The sequence below is a fragment of the Carnobacterium sp. FSL E2-0243 genome (genome assembly GCF_038003605.1).
Lineage (GTDB): Bacteria > Bacillota > Bacilli > Lactobacillales > Carnobacteriaceae > Carnobacterium > Carnobacterium maltaromaticum.
Window position 1 is genome coordinate 438,183 of record NZ_JBBOPM010000001.1, and the last position, 23,934, is coordinate 462,116.

Genomic DNA, 23,934 nt, shown 5'->3' on the forward strand with positions numbered 1-23,934 from the left:
ACGAAATAAAATAGGTGTACCTAAAGTGAATGTTCACTTTAGGTACACCTATTTTATTCTAGAATCAATTTATTTAACGACAGACCAAACGGCTGCGTTACCTGGTTTTTCTCCTTGTGTCCACCATTTAGCTTGATACGTTACTTTATTAAAAGTAACTTTATCGCCACTGTTGTATACCATTGAAGTATTCCATTCAGTCACGACATTTGGAGTCATAAGTTTCCAAACTCCAGAAGCGCTTGGTTTATCTCCCTTAGTCCACCATTGTGCTTTGTACTCTAAACCGTTGTAACGAACTACTTCTCCGCCAACATACGTTTTATTTTGTTCCCAATTTGTTTCGGGTGTTCCTTCAGCTTCTTTAGTTGTGATTGTTAATTTTGCACTTGCATCAGATTTATTTCCGGCAGCATCAACAGCCACAATTTGGTATACATAAGCAGTTGCAGGAGTTAAATCTTTATCTGTATACATTAACTCTTTTGTATTGCCAACAACTGAGCCATTACGAAGCACTAGATAGTGACTTACGCCAACGTTATCAGTTGCAGCAGTCCAATGAATCATAGTTGAAGTATCAGTTGTCATATGAGGCATTAAACCACCAGGAATAGTTGGTTTTTCTGTATCAATAACAGGTTTTACAGGTGTTTTAACAGCTAAGTTAGCACTTAAGGCAGATTTATTTCCAGCAGCATCTAACGCACGAATTTGATAGTTATAGTTTGTGTTAGGGGCCACAGTTGTATCTGAGAATGTTAAGCCTTTAGTTTCACCAATAACTTTTCCATCGCGTAAGATTTCATAGTTTGTAACGGCTACATTATCGGTTGCAGCATCCCAAGCTAAACTAACCTGGTTAAAAGCTGTGTGAGTTGCAGCTAGTTTTTGTGGAGTAGTTGGAGCTTCTTTATCTTCAACGATTTCGCTACTGCCTTTAACGTTAACATCCATTACTTGATAGAAAGCATTGGCTGTATCATAGATATCCCAAACAGCAACAATTACATGATAACCTGAACGATCTGTAGGGATATTTACTTCTTGTGTCATTAGTTCATTTGGTTTTGCACCATTATCCAATTTAGTTGTGATTTTTTCTAAAGAGTCACGTTTCAATTGTTCATTTGGATTCCAACCTTGTTTTGTCATGAAATAAGTCCATTTTTCGGTACGATGTTGTGCAGTTAAAAACCAAGTAACATTTAATTTACCGGTTGTAATATCAGATTTATGCCATCTGTTTTGATTTTGTTCATCTAATGGAGAAAAGGCTGCTAAGTCTCCACTAGCAATTTTTCCATCTTTAGGGCTGTTTGTAGCATTTGGAAAGCCCTTAGGCGCCTCAATACTTTGCGGCTCCCATTGTGCTTGTCCTACATTTGTATTTAAGCCGATTTTATTTGTTCCTTTATATGCACGACTTTCTGGTTGTATTACGTAACCGTGTGCTGATGCTTGTTGTGCAAACGTCATTAGACCTGCTCCAACAGCAGCTATAATGAGTAAAGATTTTGTCATTTTCATTTTGTTGCCTCCAATAATTCATTTTCCTTACTTAATCAACTATAGAGGATAAAGGTTATGTTGTTTTCTTTTATATTTTACAAGTGTGTAAAATTTAGCGTAAAAAAATGATTTTTTGGCATATAAATGTGAAAATTGTCCTATAAAATGTCTAAATTGTGTCTAAATATATATAGTTGTCGTTATGTATAAAGACGAAGCAATAAAAAAACTGAAGATAAAGTCAGAAATTGGACTTTATATTCAGTTCAAGCAGAAAAGAATTAGTTTGTTTCGGTTAAATAGCTTAATGCTAATTTTTTATAAATCTCAATAGATTGTAAATAGGCATCAATTTCAACATATTCATTTGGTTGATGAGCCATTTCTCCAATCCCAGGTCCTAAAATAACAATAGGATATTTTTTCTTGGCTTTCGTAAATTGTGAGCCATCTGTATAACCTGGCCCACCAAAGGGTTTAATTTGATTACCAGTCACACTTTCAACTGTGGAATAAACAAGTTCAACAAAAGCATCATCTTTTTCTGTCCGGACAGACTCTAAATCATTAATGACCTCTATAGTAGCATTTAAATTTGGAATCGTTTCTTGTAACTCCGTAATCATGGTTTGAACATCTTTTAAAATAAGTTGATGATCTTGTTTGGCAATTGTGCGGATATCAATTTCAACGGTGCAAGTATCAGGGATAACGTTGGTACCATTGCCACCATGAATTACATCAATACTTGATGTTGAAGCGCCAACCAGTTCATCCACTTCTAAAGAGAAGTCGAATTTTTCTTGGAAACGAGTTAATAATTTTAACATATGTTCAACAGCATTGATTCCTTCGCTGGGCATTGAACCGTGAGCGGTTTTTCCCAAAGTCGTAATTCGTAACCACAAAGCCCCTTTATGAGCAATCACAATTAAATTATTTGTTGGTTCACCAATAACTAGTGCATCTAAATCAGAACCATAACCTAATTCAACTAATTGACCGGCTCCGATTGCAGAAGTTTCTTCTCCGACTGTTGCTAGCAATTGAATTTCACCAGCAAAAGGTAGTCCCTGCTCTTTTAATTCAATCATTGCGACAACTTGTGCGGCTAAACCAGCCTTCATATCACTTGAACCGCGCGCATAGATTTTTCCATCTTCTTCAGTTGCACTGAAAGGAGGATATTTCCAAGGGATTTCTCCTACTGGAACGACATCCATGTGCCCAGTAAAGCCTAGTTTTTTACTATTTTGTTGTTGCTTGCCTTTAAGAGAGGCGATTAGTTGATTACGGCCTTTGGCATATTCAACCTGCTCTGAGGCAATACCATATCTGTCTAGAGCGGTTATTAAGTAGTCTGCGACAGCTTTTTCATTGCCATTTGTTGAATCAATTTTTAAAATATCTTTTAGTAAGGTAATTGCTTCTTTTTTATCCATTTATTTGCTCCTTTGATTTATTTTTTTTTATCTATCTATAAGTATATACCTTTAAAAAAAGGAGTCAATGAAGAGAAAAAAAGTAACAAGTTAAATAAAGCGCATAATTTAGAAAGTAGAATCTAAACTTTCCACTAATTTCCTTAAAGTAATAGGATTTTGTTTGAAATTATTTTGTGTGGTTACTCACAAAATATAACGAGCGTTAAAAATAATGATAAAAAACGTTATTTTTAATAGTTGAGAGCTTTTTTATATGCTATACTAAATAAGTATCACGAGCAAGTACATACTTGTTTGGAAGTTTTGATTAATTTAAAAAAGGATTTGGGGGAGAAAGATGGAGTTTTTATTTACATTATTTATTATTTTAGTTTTAACGAAAGTAGCAGGCCATTTTTGTTCAAGAATGGGCATACCATCTGTAGTTGGAGATCTACTGATTGGTATTATTATTGGGCCAGCACTACTAGGTTGGGTATTACCTACAACATTTTTGTTAGATTTTGCGGAAATTGGAGTCATTTTATTAATGTTTATGGCAGGTTTAGAAAGTGATTTAGGTATTTTAAAGAAATATATGAAGCCATCTATTATTGTTGCAACATCAAGTGTTTTCGTTCCAATTACACTATGTTTTGCAATTGGAATGCTGTGGGGATTTGTTCCTGAAAATGCGCTGTTTTTAGGACTGTTGTTTGGTGCGACTTCGTTAAGTATTTCAGTTCAAGTTTTAAAAGAGTATAAAAAATTAGATAGTAAAGAAGGAGCAACAATTTTAGGGGCAGCAGTTTTAGATGATGTGTTAGTTGTTATTCTACTAAATATTGTGATTAGTATGTTTGATGAAAATAGTGCTACTTATCCATTATGGTTGCTATTAACGAAGAAAATTGTCTTCTTTATTATTATATTTATTGCCTACAAATGGCTTGTGCCAACGATCATGCGTTTATCTGAAAAAATGCTTTCTTCAGAAGCCGTGATTGCAGCAGGGATTAGCATCTGTTTACTATTTGCTTATTTTGCAGATTTTATGGGCATGGCAGCAATTATTGGTGCCTTTTTCGCAGGAATTGCAGTTGGACAAACAAAATCAAGAAAAATTATTGATGAAAAAATTGAAGCGGTTAGCTATGCATTGTTTGTTCCAGTCTTTTTTGTTAGTATCGGTTTAAATATGACCTTTGTTGGAATTAATGAGCACATCACGTTTATTTTAGTCTTAACGCTGATAGCTGTCCTTTCTAAGCTGATTGGTGGAGGATTAGGAGCTAAGTTAAGTGGATTTAGTTGGTCATCGGCAACGATTATTGGAGCTGGTTTAGTTTCTCGAGGTGAAATGGCTTTAATCATTAGTAAGCTTGGATTGGATTCAAGTTTGCTAAGTAATGAGTATTATTCATCTATTATTATGGTCATTATTTTAACTACAATTATTGCGCCATTCTTCTTGAAATACACCATTATTCAACAAAATAAAAATTAATGAGATAGTGGGAGAAGTTCCTTGTATACCATTAGTTCTTATTTGAGGGAGGATAAAAGTGCCACATTGCTAGAAAAATCAGCAATGTGGCACTTTTATTTTGAGTTAGTTAATGAGTGAGAGAGTGATTAAAATAAGTAAGGTAGCCACTATAATACCGATAATCCAATTCTCATATTTTACGATGGCTTTGTTGCTTGTAGGGATATCTTTAACACTATCTTCTAGTATTGTTATCAGAGGATAAGTTTTTTTAACTGATTTTTATAGGGTAAAGAATAGCGCGTGAGAAAAATAGTAGCATTTTCCGGATTTTCTGCCAATAAATCACGGAGTTCCCCGTAAGAAACGATTTTCCATTGAATTTCTGGTTTTGATTCTGCAACTTTTGCCAGCACTATGTCAGCCTCATTCGCTTCATCGAGCATTGACACTTGTGAGCTTAATTGAAAATCAACCCGCTCCATAGATTTTAAAATATAACCATTCATGAAATTTTCCTCCTTATATAAAAAGTACGTTGAGCCGTTTAGCTCTGGCAGAAAAATAGGGAAATTTGATGTGACGCTTTTTGTCACCTCGAAAGTTCATCTTTTTTCCGAAGAGTTGGGTCAAAAGAACTAGCCTGAATAAAAAGTACGTTGAGCCGTTTAGCTCTGGCAGAAAAATAGGGAAATTTGATGTGACGCTTTTTGTCACCTTGAAAGTTCATCTTTTTTCCGAAGAGTTGGATCAAAAGAACTAGCCTGAATAAAAAGTTCGTTGAGCCGTTTAGACCTAGTAAAGTTGAAAGCTTTTTTAGTAAATTGTCTACTTTATAATTTAGTTAGTAAAACTTTTTATTGTATTTAAAGCAAATAATAAGATAATTAAAAAAGCAAAAAGATAAATCAGTCTTTCAGATTTCCCCTTATGTTTATAGACATTCAGTAGGTACATTCCTAAAGTAATTAAACAAATAAAGCCATAAATGATTAGTACAGCATTAGCAGGAAATTTAAATAAGATGGTAACCGTGATAGTGAGAATGGATACAAGTATAATTGAAAGAGTTGTTAATTTTGCTTTTTTCTCCATTTTTTTATTAGAAATCATGTTAAATCCTTCTTTTTGAAAGCGGTATCTTATGTAGTTGTTTTAATTATACCAATAGTTATTTAAAATGTAAAGTCTATCAGAAAATGTTTCACCCTATTTTTCTTATATTGAATTTGGATAAATGGTTCGCTATACTAAGAGATAGAGATATATTTTTTATTTGTTCGAGGGAATACTAAAATAGAGAATTAAATTGATAATAGAAGGAGGAATTTAAATTGACTGAATTAAAAACATTAGTAAATTTTCGTGATTTAGGAGGATACAGTACTGGAGATGGTCGAGTTCTGCAACCTAAGCGTCTTTTGCGTTCAGGTGAAGTGGTTGGGTTGAGTAATCAGGATGCAAACATTTTAACAACTAACTTTAAATTAGAACATATCATTGATTTACGCAGTGCCGAAGAAATTTCAGAGAAGCCAGATGACTCATTAGAGAATGTTGCCTATACAAATATAGACATTATGAAAAAAGAAGAAGATAATGTAGCTAGTGAAAAAGGAATGCTACATAATTTAAATCCAGATGCGTCAATTACTCGAATGCACGATCTTTATAAAGATATGGTGATTAATGATTATGCAATTAAGGGCTATCAAGAATTTGTGAACTTATCGATTGAAAATGAGCAAGGCTCAATTCTATTTCATTGTTTCGCTGGAAAAGATAGAACGGGTATGGGAGCTGCTATTTTGTTGGGAATATTAGGTGTTAGTCGACAAGATATTATGCAAGATTACCTTAAAACAAATATCCAACGTGTGGCAGCAAATCAACTTATTTTAGCTGAAGCGAAAGAAAAAGGTTTAAATGACTCACAATTAGAAGGACTTAATAATTTAATGAGTGTCAAACAAGATTATCTTGAATTTGCTTGGCGTACAATCGATCAAGAATTTGGTTCATTTCAAGAATATATCTTAAATGGGCTGAAAGTTTCTCCAAGTGACCAAGCTGCGTTAAAACATAACTATTTAGATTAATAAAGATAAAGAGGACCCAGTTTTTATGTGGGTCTTTTTTAATGCTTTAAATTTGCCTAGTTGATTCTTTTTTACTAAACTAAAGAAAGAAGTGAATGGAGGAAATAAGATGAAAGGAAAAGTTAAAATAGGAATGTTAGTCATTGTTGGTATAGTTATTTTAATGGGCTGTTATCATAAAAAATCCGATTATTCTTCTGAATCAAATGTGAAACTTGAATCAAATCAAACACCTGCAATTTATCCGGAAAATCAAGAGCAGGCGAATGTACTTAAAGACTTTCCGGATTTATTTAAGGCGGCTGTAGAATCAAATGAGTCAGTTAAAGATATAGGGATGTATGTAATTCCTGGTTTATTGAATACAACATCGGTTACGAGTAATGAAGCAAATGCGATAGTTGATTGCAAGTCTATGACACCTCAAGGAGTGACAGTTGTTGAAGGCTATGTGTTGATTTCAGCTTATTGTCATGACCATGAACACAATTCTGTTCTTTTTGTATTAGATAAAGACAGTCATAAGTACTTAAAAACAATTGTGTTGCAAGACCAACCTCACGCTGGAGGAGTCACCTATGATCCTAAGGGGAAAAATATTTGGGTTTGTGGGCGTTATGAAGACAAGGCTGAAATTGTAGCCATTTCATTAGCTAATTTAGAAAAATATGATTTAAATCAGAAAGTTCAACCAATCGAGTATTCTCAGCGTGTAGAATTGCCACAACTAAAACGAGCATCTGTTATTACTTATTGGAATCAAGCTATTTATGTGGGATATTTTGCTGATCATGAAGAAGGTCGATTAGAAACATACCCTGTGGATGAAGATGGAAAGATGGCTGGGAAGTTAACGAAAGAGCAACGAATTCGGACGACAATTGATTTAGTTAAAAGTAATGAGAAGGATACGGTTGTAAGAGAGCTACAAGGAATTACTTTTTTTAAGAACCAATTTTTTATTACTCAATCCTATGGTGCTTTTAAAGATTCTAAATTACTGAGATTCACTTATGATGCAGAAAAGGAAGTTTTTTTGGATAGTGATGTTAGTAAAATAAGTGATTTTCCAGCTCATGCTGAACAGATTTCAACGTATCAAAATGAATTGTTTATTATATTTGAATCTGCAGCTAAACCTTATCGAGGCATTGAAAAGGTTTGGGTTGATCGTGTTTTGAGGGCTGACTTAAATAAGTTGATGGATTAAAAGATAGTTTAAAATTAAATGCTACAAAAGAAAGGAAAGTGAGTGAAGATGAAAAAACCAAGAATTTTTACAATGTCCTTTGCAAGTGTATATCCACTTTATATTAAAAAGGCGGAGAAAAAAGAGCGGACAAAAGCTGAAGTAGATGAAATTATTTTCTGGTTAACCGGATATAATCAAGAAAGTTTACAGGAGCAAGTGGATAAGGAAGTCGATTTTGAAACATTTTTTGATGAAGCTCCACAAATGAATGAGAATGTTTCGTTGATTAAAGGTGTTATCTGTGGGTATCGTGTTGAAGAGATTGAAGATGAATTGATGCAAAAAATTCGTTACCTTGATAAATTGATTGATGAACTAGCGAAAGGTAAGAAAATGGAAAAAATTTTAAGAACTTAAAAATCAGAAAGTCACTTGAAATGCTATTTTGAGTGGCTTTTTTGTCTCTTTAAAAGTGAAATTAGAAGTAAATGATGTAGCGCCTAAAACTTATCCTTGACATAAATCGATTACAGATGTAAACTGTTGTTAGTTGGTCGTTTACATTCGTAATCCAAAGAATCAAAAATAGATACTAAAAAGGGAGCGGTTAAAATGAAAAATACATTTAAAATTACAGGGATGACGTGTGCTCATTGTGTAGCCAAGGTTGAAAAAGGCATCCAAGAATTAGCGGGTGTAGATAAAGTTAAAGTTCATTTAAAAAAAGGAACGGCGACGGTTACTTATCAAGAGAAACAATTATCTGATGAAACAATTAGTCAAAAAATTGCTGAAGTAGGCTATCAAGCCGAGGTGGTTTAAAATGGAAAATACACAAAAAAAGCAAACAACGATGGAAACTTTAGCAATTACAGGAATGACCTGTGCGAATTGTTCACAAACAATTGAAAAAACATTAAATAAAGAATCTGGGATTACATTAGCTAACGTCAATTTAGCAACAGAAAAAGCCACAGTTACCTATAATCCTGCAGAAACAACATTGCCAAAAATTATTAAAAGTATTGAAGCGGCGGGGTATGGAGCAATTGTCTACGATGAAGAGCACCAAAAAGAAGTGGCTGCGTTAAAAGAGAAGAAGAGTCAAAGATTAAAAATTGATTTTATAGTTAGTGCTATTTTAAGTGCTCCAATGGTTATCTCAATGATTTTTATGTTGGCAGGGTGGCATAATCCAATTACAGGTTTCTTTGAAATTCCGGTTGTTCAGTTTATTCTAGCTACACCTGTTCAATTTATTATTGGTTGGCGTTTTTATAAAGGAGCATACAAAGCGATTAAAGCTGCTTCTCCTAATATGGATGTTTTAGTTGCAATGGGAACAACGGCTGCATATGCTTTGAGTATTTATAATGCTTTTATTGCTAACCGTCCCCATGATTTGTATTTTGAAAGTAGTGCTGTGATTATTACGCTGATTCTACTTGGAAAATATTTAGAGCACAATGCTAAAAATAGAACAGGATCTGCTATCAAACAATTAATGGCCTTGCAAGCTAAAACAGCTGTCGTTATTCGAGATGGCGAAGAAATTACAGTACCTATTGAGTCTGTTCAGTTATATGATTTGATTCGAATTAAACCAGGTGAACAGATTCCAGTAGATGGTAAGATTATTGAAGGAACAACCTCGTTAGATGAAAGTATGCTGACAGGGGAAAGTTTACCAGTAGAAAAAACAGTTGATGATACTGTTTTTGGTGGGACTGTAAACACAAATGGAACCCTAGTCCTTCAAGCAACTAAAATTGGAAGCGAGACAGCTTTATCGCAAATTATTCGAATGGTGGAAGAAGCGCAAGGCAGTAAAGCGCCGATTCAACAAATTGCCGATCGAATTTCAGCAATATTCGTACCAATTGTGTTAGTCGTTGCTTTAGGTACTCTGATTGTTACCGGTTGGTTAACGGGTGATTGGGAATTGGCTTTGATTCATAGTGTGGCTGTTTTAGTTATTGCTTGTCCTTGTGCGCTAGGCTTAGCAACACCAACTGCGATTATGGTGGGAACCGGATTAGGAGCAAAAAATGGAATTTTGATTAAAGGTGGCGAAGCTTTAGAAGGAGCTGCTAAAATTCAGGCCATTATTTTGGATAAAACTGGAACTATTACTAAAGGAAAACCAGAAGTAACTGATTATGAAGTGCTACCAGGTGAAAATTCTGAGGAACTATTAAGTTTTATTATGGCTTTAGAGAAAAATTCGGAACATCCTCTGGGTAAAGCTATTTATAACTATGGCAAGAAAAAATTGAACCGTGAAGAGCAGACTGTCGAGAACTTCAAAGCGCTGGTTGGATCTGGAATTTCTGGTGATATTCAAGGCGAAACTATGTACATGGGTGCGAAACGTTTAATGGATGAAAATCATAGTGATTATTCGCATTTTTCTGAAAAAATTACAGCATTAGAAGGTAGCGGGAAAACGGCTATGCTTTTTGCAAAAGGTGATCAATGTGTGGCTATGATTGCAGTTGCAGATCAAATTAAAGAAACATCTAAAGAAGCAATTCAAAAATTAAAACAAATGCACGTCGAAGTCTATATGTTGACTGGAGACAATCGTCTGACTGCTGAGAGTATCGGAAGCGAAGTTGGAATTGATGCTGCACATATTTTTGCAGAAGTATTGCCTACAGATAAGGCAAATCATGTTGTATCTCTTCAGGAAAAAGGTTTATCTGTTGCAATGGTAGGCGATGGAATTAATGATGCTCCTGCTTTGGCAACTGCAAATGTTGGTTTAGCGATGGGAACAGGAACAGATATTGCCATGGAAGCAGCAGATATTACTTTAATGAATGGCGATTTAAATAATATTCCTAAAACGATTCATTTATCAAAAGTGACATTGCGAAAAATTAAACAGAATTTATTCTGGGCGTTTATTTACAATACAATTGGGATTCCATTTGCCGCTATTGGCTTATTAAACCCAATCGTTGCTGGAGGCGCAATGGCCTTTAGTTCGGTGAGTGTATTGTTAAATTCTTTAGCTTTAAATCGTACGAAAGTTTAAGTTACTGATTTTAAATTAATAAAAATAAAACTTATAAAACAGCATGGAATCTATTCTTAAAAAGAGTGATTTCATGTTGTTTTTGTTTTACTATTAGGGCTTATTTGCTGAAGTAAATGTAGTAACAAGTTTGAAAATGAATCAAAAGCGTAGCTAGTGCAATACTTTGTTTTTATAAAACCTTAGTGATATACTTTGATGTATAGAGTTAGCGGATTCATAATACTAGTTCACACTAATGAAAAGGATGATGGCAATGAAACAGATACAATTATTAGTTGATATTTTAGTACGAGCTCAGGAACGTTTTGAAGATACTCTTAGTCAGATGACTTTAGATGAAGCCAATACAGTTCCAACTCCTTTGATTAAGTCGGTTACTTGGTTAATGTGGCATACTGCACGAGAACTTGATTATCAAATTTCTGAATTAAATAAGAGTCAGCCATTGTGGTTGAATGATGGCTGGACAGAAAAATTTGGATTGGATTTACCTAATGATACTGAAGATTGGCATCACACTCCAGAAGAAGCTGCTAAAGTACAAATTTCGGATAAAAAGCTACTACTAGATTATTTGAATGCCAGTGTAGTATTTACAACTCGCTATTTAAAAACACTTAACGAAGAAAGCCTTGGCGAGATTATTGATAGAAATTGGACTCCTGCCGTTACACGTGAAATTCGTTTAGTATCAGCGATTGATGATGCTGTGATGCACTCTGGTCAAGCAGTTTATACAAGAAGATTAGTTATTGGTAAATGACTATCTTGCAATCACTCAATAACTGTTCAACGATGGGATGTGAAAAATGACTACTAGAGAAGAAGTTTTATCTTATGTAGAAAATAACTATCAAACTAAACCAGAAATGACGTTTAAAAAATTCCCAACATATTGTATTTTAAGACATAAAGACAATCATAAGTGGTATGGGCTTATTATGAATGTATCCAAAAGGAAAATTGGTATAGCAAGCGATGAAAAAATAGATATTCTTGATGTAAAAGTCGAACCTGAATTAATAGGAGCACTATTACAAAAAGAAGGATATCATCCAGGATACCATATGAATAAAGAACATTGGGTGTCTATTGATTTAAATTCTATTTCAGAATTCACAGAAATTAAAGAGATGATTGATAACAGCTTTAAGATGACTAGTTAGAACAGCGGATTATTTGCTACTATTTTTTAGAAATTGGTATACTTTATTAGTGACTTTAACATATAAAACAGCATGGAAATCATTTTAAAAATGATTTCCATGCTGTTTTTATTTAGGAATAGACTAAGTTACTCTAAAAAACTTTGTCAATGTCTTTTTTCTATAGAGACTATAATTTATTGATTATAGTAAGAAAGGTATAAAACAGTTGATTAACTTATAAAATAGAGTAAATGTTGTTTTAATATACATAAGGGTATGTCTTTTTTATTTATTTAACTCAATCACTAACTTAATGATTTCTAAAATAAGTGTATAGGTCGTTAAACTACTAGATAGACTATTATAAGATACAAAAGACTAACTGTCTTATTTGTTATTTATTTTTCAATTATATTTGAGAAGCTACGCGTATTTTAGCAGTATTATTTATGTTAATGTTCATTACAAATTTATTTTAGGGAAGTCTATTAGCGAATATTTTATCAAATAAATAACTATTAGAATCCATTCGTTTGCTGAGTATGAGCTGTTATAGTCGTATTAATCAGATTTTGATCATGCGTATATATAACGGTTGAAGGGAATTGTTCATTTGTTATTTATGTCAAGTGATATCATTTCTTTATTTTAAATAAGTGTGTTAGTATGTCGTTAACAATAGTTTTTAATATTTTTTATAAAAATATATTTCTAAAAAATAAATAAATTATAGGGATTTAGTTGTATGGTTTTGTTATTTTAAGGGGAACGTGAATATGATTGTGAATACTTTACGAAATATATGAGCATTAAAGAAGTATTAAACACTAAATAAGGGCATGCTTTTAGTAGAAAGAGCTAATATTCCCTGTTTTGTGAAGTAGTGATCATTTCGTTTTTTTATGAAAGCGATATTATATAGTGAGAATTTTTTAAGTGGTTTTGGTAGAATTAAGTCTTTAATAACTAGTAATTCATACAAAATCAGCACTAATAAAAAGTCTATTATTCATTAGCTAGTAGTTGAATAGCGTAAGTAATTAAGAAGAAAAATTATATATCGAAGCCTTTATTAAAAATGATAGTTGTCTTGGTTTGACGCTACAATTTGAAGGGCCATAGTAAATGTAAGAAATACAGTTTACTATGGCTCTTTACTTTATCATGATAATTAATATTTTAGTAAGAAAGAAAAAGATAAATTATTAATTTTCAATAGTTAATCATAGGAAATAGTTTTTAGTATATTTGCAATATTTATTTCGGAAATGTCTTTATGATAAGGGGTGAGATGCATGAGTAAGAAATTAGTTAGGTTTGTTTTTATTCTATCTTTTATAATTTCTAGTTTTTCAGGTATATTTTTAAATTACACTATGCAAGCTGAGTCAGAATCTCTTAACAAAGAAAAAGTTGAATTGATAAAAACGGGAGATATTTTAGCTACAGTTGATTATCACGAGACGGATAAAACTACTTTTTGGAGGTTAGTAATAACAAAATATTCAAGTATGGAAAATCGTATTCTTTCTGTAGGACTATCGTCCCAAGGTGAAGGCATAGGTACACCACAATTATTGGATTTACCAGATACTATTATTGCTGGTGAAGGGAATCAATTTAAAGAAGCAGTACTATCAAAGGAAGAAGCTTCATATACATTTGAGTTTTCAACTACAAAATTACCAAACGATGCAGCAGGCCAAGTTCTTATTAATCTTAATTTAACTCAAATCGATGATAATGGAGTTAACAAAATTATTCTTGATGCCAATACAGATGGAAATTTCCAAATTATTCCAAAGACAATTGACCAAACTAGTGAAATTCCAAAAGAATCGACAGGAAATTCACAAATTGCTGAAGATAAAAATATATCAAATTTTGAAGAAAAGGTCATTCAGAAACAAGAAGTTACTAGCGATATAACTCCTTCAGTTCTTAAAGCAAACGATAATGACATGTATCCAACTTTTTATGGTCAGTCGCTTTTCTCCTTGATTCAACCAGCATTTGCGAATCCAAGTGTATTGGACCCTTTTAACTATGTCACTGATCTTTTGGGGAAATACCCTACTCACAACAGCGTTACAGGACAAGGAGCTGATGTTCGGAATTATAATTACGGAGTTGCAGATAGTACACCATTAATTACAGGTAGAAGTAGGCCACCTATTGCGAAACCTTCTACAATGTCCGGTCAAGCATTAAATTTCACTACAGGCTATCATGATTATTCAGGTGCTTATTTAAAAAAATGGGTAGAACCAGCTAAAGATCAAAATGGTGTGATTACTGACCCTTCGCTATTCAATGTATATCTAGAAGCCATAGGTGATGGTACTGTTGATAACTCAAAGCACATTGATATTGTAATAGTCATCGATAAATCCAGTACGATGTCTGGAATGCTTGGATCAACTACAAAAGACGTTCAAACTCAAGCGGCTGTCAGAAACTTTGCAGACAAAATGTTTGGTGCTGGTTTAAGTGCAAAAATTGGATTGACTAGCTTCGGCTCAACAAGTAACGCAGGTGATGGCGGTACGCCCTATTCTGATACGGAACTTTTAACAGCATCTTATTCAACTATTAACAATAGTAGTGTTCTTTCTAGAGCACCGTTAGGATATAGGCCAACTGCATTAGGTATACAAAATGGCTTAGCTGCTTTGTATGGTAACGGTTCGAGAAATTCTGCTGACAAATACCTAATCGTGTTAAGTGATGGAGCTCCAACCAAGTATTATCGGCCCGTCCAAGTAAGAAGTAAACCGGTGGGGTCCCCACCAAGTGCTTTCTCTAACTGGGGAGATTTTTTAGCAACAAACAATGGTACGACGCCTGGCGTGAGTTCTGGACCACTGTTTAATTACGATGGTTCATTCATTGCAAATAATGAAAAATACCCAAATAAATTTGGACCGGTTACGTCTGGTAATCCGAGCTTTCCAGCAACAGATGGTGTTTCTGACTTTGAATACCAGTGGACAGGCTATCAATGGGCAGGGACAGGAGATACGACTTCAGCGAAAGATGGAATGGTTTATACAATAGGCTATGAAAACTGGTTGCTTAATCAAGATCCTCAGTATGCTAATCTCTCCTTATATAACATTGGAGTAGGACTTGGTGGCTCAGACAACCTTTCAACTATGGGAAGAAATACGCTGAAAAATTTGGCAAAAGATCCAACTCATTATTCTGGGGCCGATGCTCAAAATCAGGTAGGTGGTATGCTAGCCCGAATTGCTTCAAGTATTACGAAAACAGTAAAAAATGCTCATATTATTGATCCGTTAGGAGACGGGGTTACACTTGTAGGAAATCCTATAGTCAATTCATTTTCAGTGGCCCCTAGTGGTAAAACCGCTTGGAGTGATACATCAATAAATGATCCTAAACAGTTTGTCGTGCTAACAAAATCAGCGGGAGACAGAGGATTAGAGTGGAGCAATATCTATCTTGGTAAAAATGAAGGATTAAGTTTTTCTTATCAAGTACAAATTTCAGAACCGTATCAATCTGGATTATTCCAGCAAACAAATGGAGAAACTTATGTTGAAAATGGGACTACGATGAGTGGACCGCCCTATGATTCAGCTAACCGACTTCATTTCGCTATACCGTCTGCTAGATACAAAGCAACAACTAGTATTACAGTACAGAAAGTCTGGTCAGATAGTACTAATATGTGGGGACTTAGAACACCAGTAACTCTTCAATTGCAACGAATGGTTCCTGGAGGGAGTTACCAGAATGTGTCTGGTGCAACTTATACGATTCAGCCAAGTGCCACAGGGACGCAGTTACAAAATACGTTTACAGGACTAGATAAATTTGATTCTACCGGTCAACGTTACACGTATCAAGTGATTGAAAATGCAGGACCCACGGGGTATGCTACTCCCACATATTCAAATCAAAATTTAACAGTTACAAACGCATTAATAACAACCAATCTAACGTTTAAAAAATTAGATAATGATGGACTAACTGCCTTACCAAATATTGTATTTGAACTAAGGGCAGCTAATGGTCGGAAAATTCAAGCTACATCTAATTCAAGTGGAGTTGTAACCTTTACAGGGATTCCAATTGGGACTCATTCGATTGCAGAGGTTACTGATTTAAATGGCTATCAAGCTTTGCCATCCTTTAAAGCAACTGTAAGTAAGGTTTCAGATACTCTTCTTTCGACTACGTATAATATGGCAGGAGTGCCAGCTGAAATGTATACCTTGTCTGGACAAAATTTAACTGTTATTAATAAATATGAAAAAGGGAAGTTTAGCTTTAAAAAAGTTGGAAATGATGGAGTTACGCCATTAAGTCAAGTTACTTTTGATTTAATACAAGGAGGATCCGTTGTTCAGGAAGTAACTTCAACAACTAATGGAACAGTTCTTTTTAATAATATTTATCCAGGAAATTATACGCTTAAGGAGGTTAGTTCCGCAAATGGTTATAATTTGATTAGTGATATCCCACTTGTTGTTACAAAAAACAAAAATGATGGGGAGTTCATTGTGCAGGGTCTTCCAGAAGAGAAAAAAGTTCAAAATAAGTTAAAAAACTTTAACCTTTCTCTAAATAAAGTAGCAGTAGACAATCTACAAAAGGGAATAGCAGGAGCTGAATTTTCACTTTACTATCGTGGGAATTTTGTTGAAAAACAAGTATCAGATGTAAATGGAAAAGTTGATTTTAATCAAAATCTCATTCCTGGAAGAAACTATACAGTTAAAGAAACAGCTGTACCAGAAGGCTATTTACCAATCACAGGTGTATTCACGATTCAAGTGAAAACCAGTGGTCAAGTAATAGTTGATTATGCTGGAACGGTATTAACCAATAGTCAAATGAGTGTGGGGTTAACTAGTGGGTCAGGGAACAATACGATTCAATATACAGTGACGAATGATCCAAAACGGCCGCTACCAAGAACTGGGGGAATGGGAATTTATGTGCCCATTACTACGGGAGCAATCGCAATGTTGGTCGCAAGCTTTATCTACATCTATCGAAAATGTAGAAAGGGGGGCGTAAGACAATGAAGACAAAAACATTCCTCTTATCATTCTTTGTAATGATTAGTATGGTGATAATCGTTTTGACTTTGTTTATCTCTTTCCAACAAGTTCAAGCAGGTTCTAAAGAAGCAACGTTCGTTCTTCATAAGCGGGTGTATCAGAATGAAAAAAACATTCCTGTTATTCAAGAGAACGTTCAGTTGCAAGAAAATTCTCCAAAATTAAAGGACTCAAAAGGGATTAATGGAGCCATTTATGCTGTTTATAATGTAAGTAGTGAGTATTGGCAACTGGCTAGTGAAGGAAAAACAAATGACGAAATAGTAATAAAGTTAAAGGAAAATGCCCATACTCTTATAACAGATACTAAAAAAGTAGCGGAGACGGTAACGGAAACTGATCCACTATTTGGTGAAGGTGTGGCAAGGATGAGTTTACCTGAGTTAGTAATGGTGGAGGGTCAAGAGAAATATGGTGTGTACTTGTTTAATGAAGAAAGCTCTCCTATATGGGATGAATTGGAGCATACAGGTGTCTTCATTGTTAGTTTACCAATTAATGAAGTAAATGAAGTGGACCCATTTATTCATTTATATCCTAAGAGCTCCATTCATAATCAAGTACAGTTAACAAAAAAATTGAATGAGAAAAAGCAAAATTTTTCATACGGTGAACCAATTGAATATGTTATTGAATCGACTATTCCTACGAACACAATGTATTTATCAAAATATACATTGTTAGATATCTATGATGAACCATTGGATTATGTGTCAGGTTCTCTTCGGGTTTATATAAACAATGTAGAAAAAAAAGACATCTTTACTTTTATCGAGGATATAAAAAATAATAAGCTGTCCTTGGAAGCTACAGGGGAAATTTTGCGAGAAAGGGGGATTACAGCTGGTTCTAAAGTGAAAGTAGTTTATCAGTTGAGGTTATCAGACTCTGCTGTACCAGATGTACCATATGACAATGCAGTCCGTTTATCCACATTATTTGAAGGAAGCCAACTGCCAGAAGTTATTTCCGAAGCACCTTCAGTTGAGACCGGTGGAAAACATTTTGTGAAAAAAGATATGAACGAGCAAAGTAAAGGGCTAGCGTTAGCAACATTTCTTGTGAAAAATTGGGAAGGAAGCTATCTGGTTGAAAAAAATGGAACTTTTAAATGGAGTAGTAATAAGAGCGATGCCTATCAGCTAACATCAGATGAAAACGGTAATTTTTCTATTAAAGGATTAGCATATGGGAGTTACAAGTTAGTAGAAATAAAAGCCCCTGATGGCTATAAAATTCTAGATGAAGAGATCTCTTTTACTATAGAATCGGGTTCTTATCACATAGGAGATCAAGCAACGAGTCCGTTGATGATTGTAAATGCAAAAATAACAAAGGAATCAGAGGTACCTGACGTACCAAAACAGTTACATGGAGAGAATCTTCCACAAATGGGTGATGTAATCTCTACAAGTATTATTGTAATAGGAAGCATACTTTTATGTACTACAATTTTTTATCTGATAAGGAGGAGAAAGAAATGAAGAAGAATAGAATTAGTATGTATAAATTGGTAGGCTTAGTTATTTTTTCATTACTAGTGGTATTGGGATTTGGTGAAAAGTTAGATGTGAAAGTTGAGGCAGCAGAAGCCAGAACGATTATTTTACACAAAAAGAAATTTTCTGAGACCCAAGCAAATGTTCAAAATACTGGGCAACAAATGCCTGTATTTGACAGTGTAGATGGATTGAATGGAATTGAATTTAAAGTTTATGATGTTTCAACAGAATTTTATGATGCTATAACAGCTGGAAATACAGTAGAAAATGCTCAAGGGGCGGTAGCAACTACAGATATTAGCGGGAAAACAGCTGTGGCTACAGGCTTAACTGCTGCAAATGGTTCAGAGGATGGCTATTTATCATTCAATTTACCCTCTGTCGATGATAATGGTAAAAATTTAGTGTATTTGGTCACTGAAACAACAAAAGAAGGGGCAAATAAAGCCGCAAATATGGTTGTAGCATTTCCTGTGTATGAGGTGACAGGAACATCCGATGGTAAACTGCTATACGGGGATACCGAATTACAGACTATCCATTTATATCCTAAAAATGTGGTTATTAGAGGGAGTCTAATCGTTGAAAAGAAATCAACAATTCCTGATTTATCTGTAGATGGAGCAAAATTTATTGTTCATAGAAAAGGAGATTATGGCATTTCAGGTACTGAATATTACAAAGTATTAAAAGTAGACGGTATCATTGAGTGGACTACAGATCCTGCTTTAGCAAAACAATTTACAATAACTTCAGGTTCATTTTTTGCAGATGGTCTAGAATTTGGAGACTATTATTTCACAGAGGTAGTTGCTCCTGTTAATCATGGAATTATCAATGCTCAAACAGTGAACCATCCATTTACAATCACAACTAATTCACTAAATGCTTCATTTACTGGAGCAGATGCGGTGAAAAATGATGGTATGGCTATTGCGAAGGTGACGGGTAAAAATACAAATAATGATTATGATTACAATATTGGTGAATCAATCCCTTACAAGATTACTGTACCCATCCCGTTGGGAATTGCAGATGAGCTTTCTGACAATACGAATCGTTATACGAGCTTTGAAATTATAGATACTCATGCTTCTCAACTAACTTTTGAATCTACTGGTTATGTCCTAAAAGCAGATACGACAACAATTAATAGCAGTGCCTATACTGTGATACCAACTGCAACTGGGTTTACAGTCCAACTAAATGCAGGTTTTCAAGCATTGTTGGCAGGCAAGAATAATCTTGTTTTTACCTACAACATGGATTTGAATGGCACCTCGGTTCTTGAGCAAGGTTATGAAAATGCAGCTACAGTAACGACTAATTTATCAACTGCTTCAACAACATCAGAATCAGTTATGACATATGGTAAACGATTTATTAAAGTGGATGCAGATAATAATAACATCCCTTTGGCAGGAACAACATTCATTGTTCGATCATCAGATTCAAATACAGCTAACTATTTAAAACAGGTAGTTACGACAGGACAAGTGACATCAACAACATGGACAGGTAATTCCAGTGAACGAAGAGAATTTTTGACAGATTCTACAGGTGTGATTGATATTGTTGGGCTAAAGGCAGGAACATACTGGCTAGAAGAAGTAACTCCTCCAACAGGTTATGTAAAATTAACCAATAGAATATCCTTCACGGTAAATGCAAATAGTTATTATGATGGGGAGTCAATCCTAACAACAAACGTTGTCAATAAACACAAAGGGACGCTACCTGTTACTGGTGGAATGGGAATTTATGTCATTATTGGAATAGGTGTTTTGGCAATGATTCTTTCAGGTGTTTGGTATGTAAAGAGAAGAATAGCTTAGATTAATAGTTTGTTGAGACAGGGGGAAGAATAATGAAAAGCAGAGTAAAGCTATCCTCAATCTTTATTGGAGCACTTTTTCTATTTGGCTTATTATTGGTTCTTTACCCCTTTGTTTCTAACGGTTTGAACAATTATCTTGATGATAAATTAATTGAAACGTATCAAAATCAAGCAAATAAAAAAAATGAAACAGAGATGGAAGCGGCTAAAAAGAAGTGGGTAGAGAAAAATGAGCAATTGTTAAAGGATGCAAATAACCAAGTGATTGGTGCGGATCCTTTTTCAACTAAGAAAAAAGAATCAGAAAAGCCAGAGAAAAATTTTTATGAACAGCAAACAATTGCTTACCTTAATATTCCTAAAATTAAAGTAAAAGTGCCAGTATTTAATGGTACCAACGATCTATTACTGGAAAAAGGAGCTGGCTTATTGGAAGGGACTTCTTATCCTATCGGAGGAATGGGAACACATGCTGTACTTTCTGCCCATAGGGGATTAGAGACTGCCAAGCTGTTTACTGATTTGCCCAAATTAGTCATGGGTGATACGTTTATTATCACGATAGCTCAAGAAAAACATGCTTATAAAGTAGATAAAATTTCGGTTATTGAACCAGATGATATCGAACTGTTGCGTGTGGTGGATGAGCAAGACTATGTTACTTTAATGACATGTACGCCGTTTATGGTCAATTCCCATCGTCTATTGGTTAGAGGACATCGAATACCTTATACAGAGGAACTGAAGGAGGACGTTAAAAAATCAGAGCATGAAAGAAATAGAGGACAATTATTGCTCATTGCATTCTGCTTGATCATTTTTTGTAGCGTTATTTTCTTTACTGTTAGAAAAATAAAAGTTGGAAATAGATAGGCTGGCAAAGTTGTTTATAAAAGAGTAATTAAAAATAATTTGTTGCATTAAATATGGAAGTTCCATTTAATTTCGATTCCAAAATGAATGGAACTTTTGGGAGTAGTTGCTTTTTTAGCTGCTCTTTTTTTGTTTAAAAATAGTAAAACTCAATTTATGTTTTTAAGATAGGTTAAAATATTGTAGGATTTTGTTAGCTTTATCTATATCCTTACATAGAAAATCAAATATATGGATGTAAGCTTAATCTCTTATTGGAAAACTCTATAGTAAACAGATATAACTAATAATTTTTTATAAGTGAATAAACATTTTCGAAGTAACGACCATATTGTTCATTTCTATCAAGATGAGTCGATAGTTATTAAATCATACTTAATTCATAATAACTTTGAAAAAACAGACAATTGTATGCTACTCTTAATTATAATAACGTTACAAGTCAAATTTAATTGGAGGGATTAGATGTTTGAATTTCAAAATGTTTGGTTTAAAAAGCAAGGACAATGGATATTGAAAAATATTAATTGGCAAGTAAAGGCCGGTGAACGTTGGGGTATCCTTGGTTTAAATGGTTCTGGAAAAACAACGCTCATGCAATTAATTAATGGCTATATGTGGGCCACCAAAGGTCAAATTACAGTACTAGATGAGGTGTTTGGAAAAACTTCTTTGCCTGATTTACGACGATCCATTGGTTGGGTTAGCTCGGCTTTGCAACAACGATTGTATGAGCATGAAACAGCTGAAGAAATTGTTGCAAGTGGGAAATTTGCTACCATAGGGTTACATGTTCTAGCAACTGAGGAATTAATGAATGAGGCTAAAACGCAATTGATTGCTTCTGGTGGTGAACATTTAATAGGGAAAAAATATGAAGTCTGTTCTCAAGGGCAACGACAATTGATTTTAATTGCTCGAGCGTTGATGGCGGAACCGAAATTACTTATTTTAGATGAGCCTTGTACTGGATTAGATTTAGTCGCTAAACGTAATTTGTTGAATCATATTGATATCTTAGCTCGCCATGCCCCACAAACGACGTTACTTTATATTACCCATCACACAGAAGAACTATTGCCTAGCTTTGACAAAATGCTGCTTTTAAAGTCTGGTGAAATTTTTGCTAAAGGCGCAACGCAGGAATTAATAACGAAAGACTCATTAAGTGCTTTCTTTGAAGAAGAAATAAATGTTGAATTACAAAAAGATGGACAAGTTACCACGTATTTGAATCGCAGACTTTAAGGGTTAGGCTACTTGTTTAGATGAGAGCTATGGTACAATAAAGGTAGGTTAGAGTCGAAATCCAGTTCTTATGAGCTAACTCTTCGAGAAAAAGATAAAAATTCGAGAGGACAAAAAGCGTCCTGTCAATTTTTCTTATTTTCTTGCCAGAGATAAACAGCTCAACAAACTTTTTATCAAGGCCAGTTCTTATGAGCCAGTCCTTCGGAAAAAAGATAAATTCCCAAAAAAGTAAAGAACAACTTTTCTTGGAATTTCCTATTTTTCTGACAGGCCTAACCGGCTCAACAAACTTTTTATCAAGGCCAGTTCTTATGAGCCAACTCTTCGAGAAAAAGATAAAAATTCGAGAGGACAAAAAACGTCCTATCAATTTTTCCTATTTTCTTTCCAGAGCTAACCGGCTCAACAAACTTTTTATTAGGGAGACGATAAAATGCAGGCAATTAAAATGGAAAAACCTGGTAGTTATGATGTGTTAAAAGTAGTAGATATCGACATGCCCATAGCTAAAACGGGTGAATTACTCATTGAAGTCAAAGCTACGGCAGTGAACCGAACAGATATCGTTACAAGAGAAAATAAAAATTTAACTGCGCCTTATCCTATTTTAGGTGTTGAAATTGCAGGAGTAGTCATTGAAAATCATAGTCAGGATCAACGTTTTCAGCCGGGGGCTAAGGTTTGTGGACTAGTGAATCATGGCGGTTATGCTAATTATGCAGTTATGCCTAGTGAAAGAGCGATGTTAATTCCTGAAAATTTAGATTTTGAAGAAGCGGCAGGGTTACCAGAAGTTTTTTTAACGGCTTATCAAACATTGTATTGGTTAGGCGAACTGAAAGAAAACGAAACTGTCTTAATTCATGCTGGCGCTAGTGGAGTTGGAACTGCTGCGATTCAACTGGCTAAACAATTGACTAATGCCAAAGTGATTGTCACAGCAGGGTCTCAAGAAAAGTTGGATTTTTGTTTACGTTTAGGTGCGGACTATGGCATTAATTACCGTACAGAAGATTTTGCTAAGGAAGTTTTAGCTAAAACGGATGGACAGGGTGCAGATGTCATTTTAGATTTTGTTGGAGCTAGTTATTGGGACCAAAATTTAGCTAGCATTGGCACAGATGGTCGCTGGGTTTTAATTGGAACACTTGGCGGAACTATGATTGAACAAATCAATTTAAGAGATTTAATGCAAAAACGAATCAGTCTAAAAGGAACCTTGTTAACACCACGTAGCGATGCCTACAAAGCTAAGTTAACAAATGAATTTATGGAAAAAGTTTTTCCTTATTTTATGGATAAAAAGATTAAACCAATTATTGATACTGTTTTTCCGCTAACAGATGTTCAACATGCGCATCAATATATGGAAAACAACCAAAATATTGGAAAACTTATTTTAAAAATGTATTAACCAAAAAACAATCAGTAAACACAAGCTTACAGGCTTAGTTTACTGATATTTTTGTGT

18 protein-coding genes are annotated in these 23,934 nt (G+C 34.3%); 14 read left to right on the top strand and 4 right to left on the bottom strand.

Annotated elements, in window-relative coordinates; translation table 11 throughout:
• Positions 1-69: 69 nt before the first annotated feature.
• Both MHI00_RS02050 and MHI00_RS02055 read right to left on the bottom strand, forming a co-directional pair.
• Positions 70-1,530 carry a lytic polysaccharide monooxygenase gene (locus tag MHI00_RS02050; RefSeq protein WP_341110614.1) on the bottom strand — a complete coding sequence of 487 codons (1,461 nt, stop codon included), beginning with the start codon at positions 1,528-1,530 and terminating at the stop codon, positions 70-72.
• Positions 1,531-1,793: 263 nt separating this feature from the next.
• A complete protein-coding gene (locus MHI00_RS02055; RefSeq protein ID WP_341110618.1) occupies positions 1,794-2,954 on the bottom strand; it encodes an ArgE/DapE family deacylase in 1,161 nt (386 codons plus the stop codon).
• A gap of 340 nt (positions 2,955-3,294) precedes the next feature.
• On the opposite strand from MHI00_RS02055, the gene MHI00_RS02060 reads away from it, so the two are divergent.
• Entirely contained in the window at positions 3,295-4,443 is a 1,149-nt protein-coding gene (locus MHI00_RS02060) for a cation:proton antiporter (protein ID WP_010052634.1), read from the top strand.
• 236 nt (positions 4,444-4,679) lie between these two features.
• Here MHI00_RS02060 and MHI00_RS02065 read toward each other — a convergent pair whose 3' ends face one another.
• Together MHI00_RS02065 and MHI00_RS02070 are read right to left on the bottom strand one after the other, a co-directional pair.
• Entirely contained in the window at positions 4,680-4,934 is a 255-nt protein-coding gene (locus MHI00_RS02065) for a hypothetical protein (RefSeq protein ID WP_229251610.1), read from the bottom strand.
• A gap of 331 nt (positions 4,935-5,265) precedes the next feature.
• Positions 5,266-5,538, bottom strand: a complete 273-nt coding sequence (locus MHI00_RS02070; protein ID WP_341110625.1) for a hypothetical protein — start codon at positions 5,536-5,538, stop codon at positions 5,266-5,268.
• Positions 5,539-5,759: 221 nt separating this feature from the next.
• Between MHI00_RS02070 and MHI00_RS02075 the strand changes: the two genes are divergently transcribed.
• The 13 genes from MHI00_RS02075 (at position 5,760) to MHI00_RS02135 (ending at position 23,877) form a co-directional block, all read left to right on the top strand.
• Positions 5,760-6,524: a tyrosine-protein phosphatase gene (locus tag MHI00_RS02075; protein WP_010052639.1), complete on the top strand. Its 765-nt coding sequence runs from the start codon at positions 5,760-5,762 to the stop codon at positions 6,522-6,524.
• A 109-nt stretch (positions 6,525-6,633) separates the two neighbouring features.
• A complete protein-coding gene (locus MHI00_RS02080; protein WP_341110630.1) occupies positions 6,634-7,734 on the top strand; it encodes a YncE family protein in 1,101 nt (366 codons plus the stop codon).
• Between the two features lie 48 nt (positions 7,735-7,782).
• Complete coding sequence (locus MHI00_RS02085) at positions 7,783-8,133, top strand: DUF2200 domain-containing protein (protein WP_015077573.1); 351 nt, start codon at positions 7,783-7,785, stop codon at positions 8,131-8,133.
• Positions 8,134-8,328: 195 nt separating this feature from the next.
• Entirely contained in the window at positions 8,329-8,538 is a 210-nt protein-coding gene (copZ, locus tag MHI00_RS02090; RefSeq protein ID WP_187958024.1) for a copper chaperone CopZ, read from the top strand.
• A gap of 1 nt (position 8,539) precedes the next feature.
• Positions 8,540-10,756 (top strand): heavy metal translocating P-type ATPase, encoded by a 2,217-nt coding sequence (locus MHI00_RS02095; RefSeq protein WP_341110636.1) that lies wholly within the window; start codon positions 8,540-8,542, stop codon positions 10,754-10,756.
• A 256-nt stretch (positions 10,757-11,012) separates the two neighbouring features.
• The gene (locus MHI00_RS02100; RefSeq protein WP_010052655.1) at positions 11,013-11,522 is read left to right on the top strand and encodes a DinB family protein; all 510 of its coding nucleotides are present in this window, start codon (positions 11,013-11,015) and stop codon (positions 11,520-11,522) included.
• A 46-nt stretch (positions 11,523-11,568) separates the two neighbouring features.
• Positions 11,569-11,925, top strand: a complete 357-nt coding sequence (locus MHI00_RS02105; protein WP_341110641.1) for an MmcQ/YjbR family DNA-binding protein — start codon at positions 11,569-11,571, stop codon at positions 11,923-11,925.
• Between the two features lie 1,277 nt (positions 11,926-13,202).
• The gene (locus tag MHI00_RS02110; protein ID WP_341110643.1) at positions 13,203-16,964 is read left to right on the top strand and encodes a SpaA isopeptide-forming pilin-related protein; all 3,762 of its coding nucleotides are present in this window, start codon (positions 13,203-13,205) and stop codon (positions 16,962-16,964) included.
• The gene (locus tag MHI00_RS02115) at positions 16,961-18,484 is read left to right on the top strand and encodes a pilin N-terminal domain-containing protein (protein WP_341110647.1); all 1,524 of its coding nucleotides are present in this window, start codon (positions 16,961-16,963) and stop codon (positions 18,482-18,484) included. The genes MHI00_RS02110 and MHI00_RS02115 overlap by 4 nt, the downstream gene beginning before the upstream one ends.
• On the top strand, positions 18,481-20,337 hold the full coding sequence (locus tag MHI00_RS02120) for a pilin N-terminal domain-containing protein (RefSeq protein WP_341110650.1): 1,857 nt from the start codon (positions 18,481-18,483) through the stop codon (positions 20,335-20,337). The genes MHI00_RS02115 and MHI00_RS02120 overlap by 4 nt, the downstream gene beginning before the upstream one ends.
• 32 nt (positions 20,338-20,369) lie before the next feature.
• A complete protein-coding gene (locus MHI00_RS02125) occupies positions 20,370-21,212 on the top strand; it encodes a class C sortase (protein WP_341110653.1) in 843 nt (280 codons plus the stop codon).
• 465 nt (positions 21,213-21,677) lie between these two features.
• Positions 21,678-22,460 (top strand): ABC transporter ATP-binding protein, encoded by a 783-nt coding sequence (locus MHI00_RS02130; RefSeq protein WP_015077563.1) that lies wholly within the window; start codon positions 21,678-21,680, stop codon positions 22,458-22,460.
• Between the two features lie 436 nt (positions 22,461-22,896).
• A complete protein-coding gene (locus tag MHI00_RS02135) occupies positions 22,897-23,877 on the top strand; it encodes an NAD(P)H-quinone oxidoreductase (protein WP_057000087.1) in 981 nt (326 codons plus the stop codon).
• Positions 23,878-23,934: the final 57 nt, after the last annotated feature.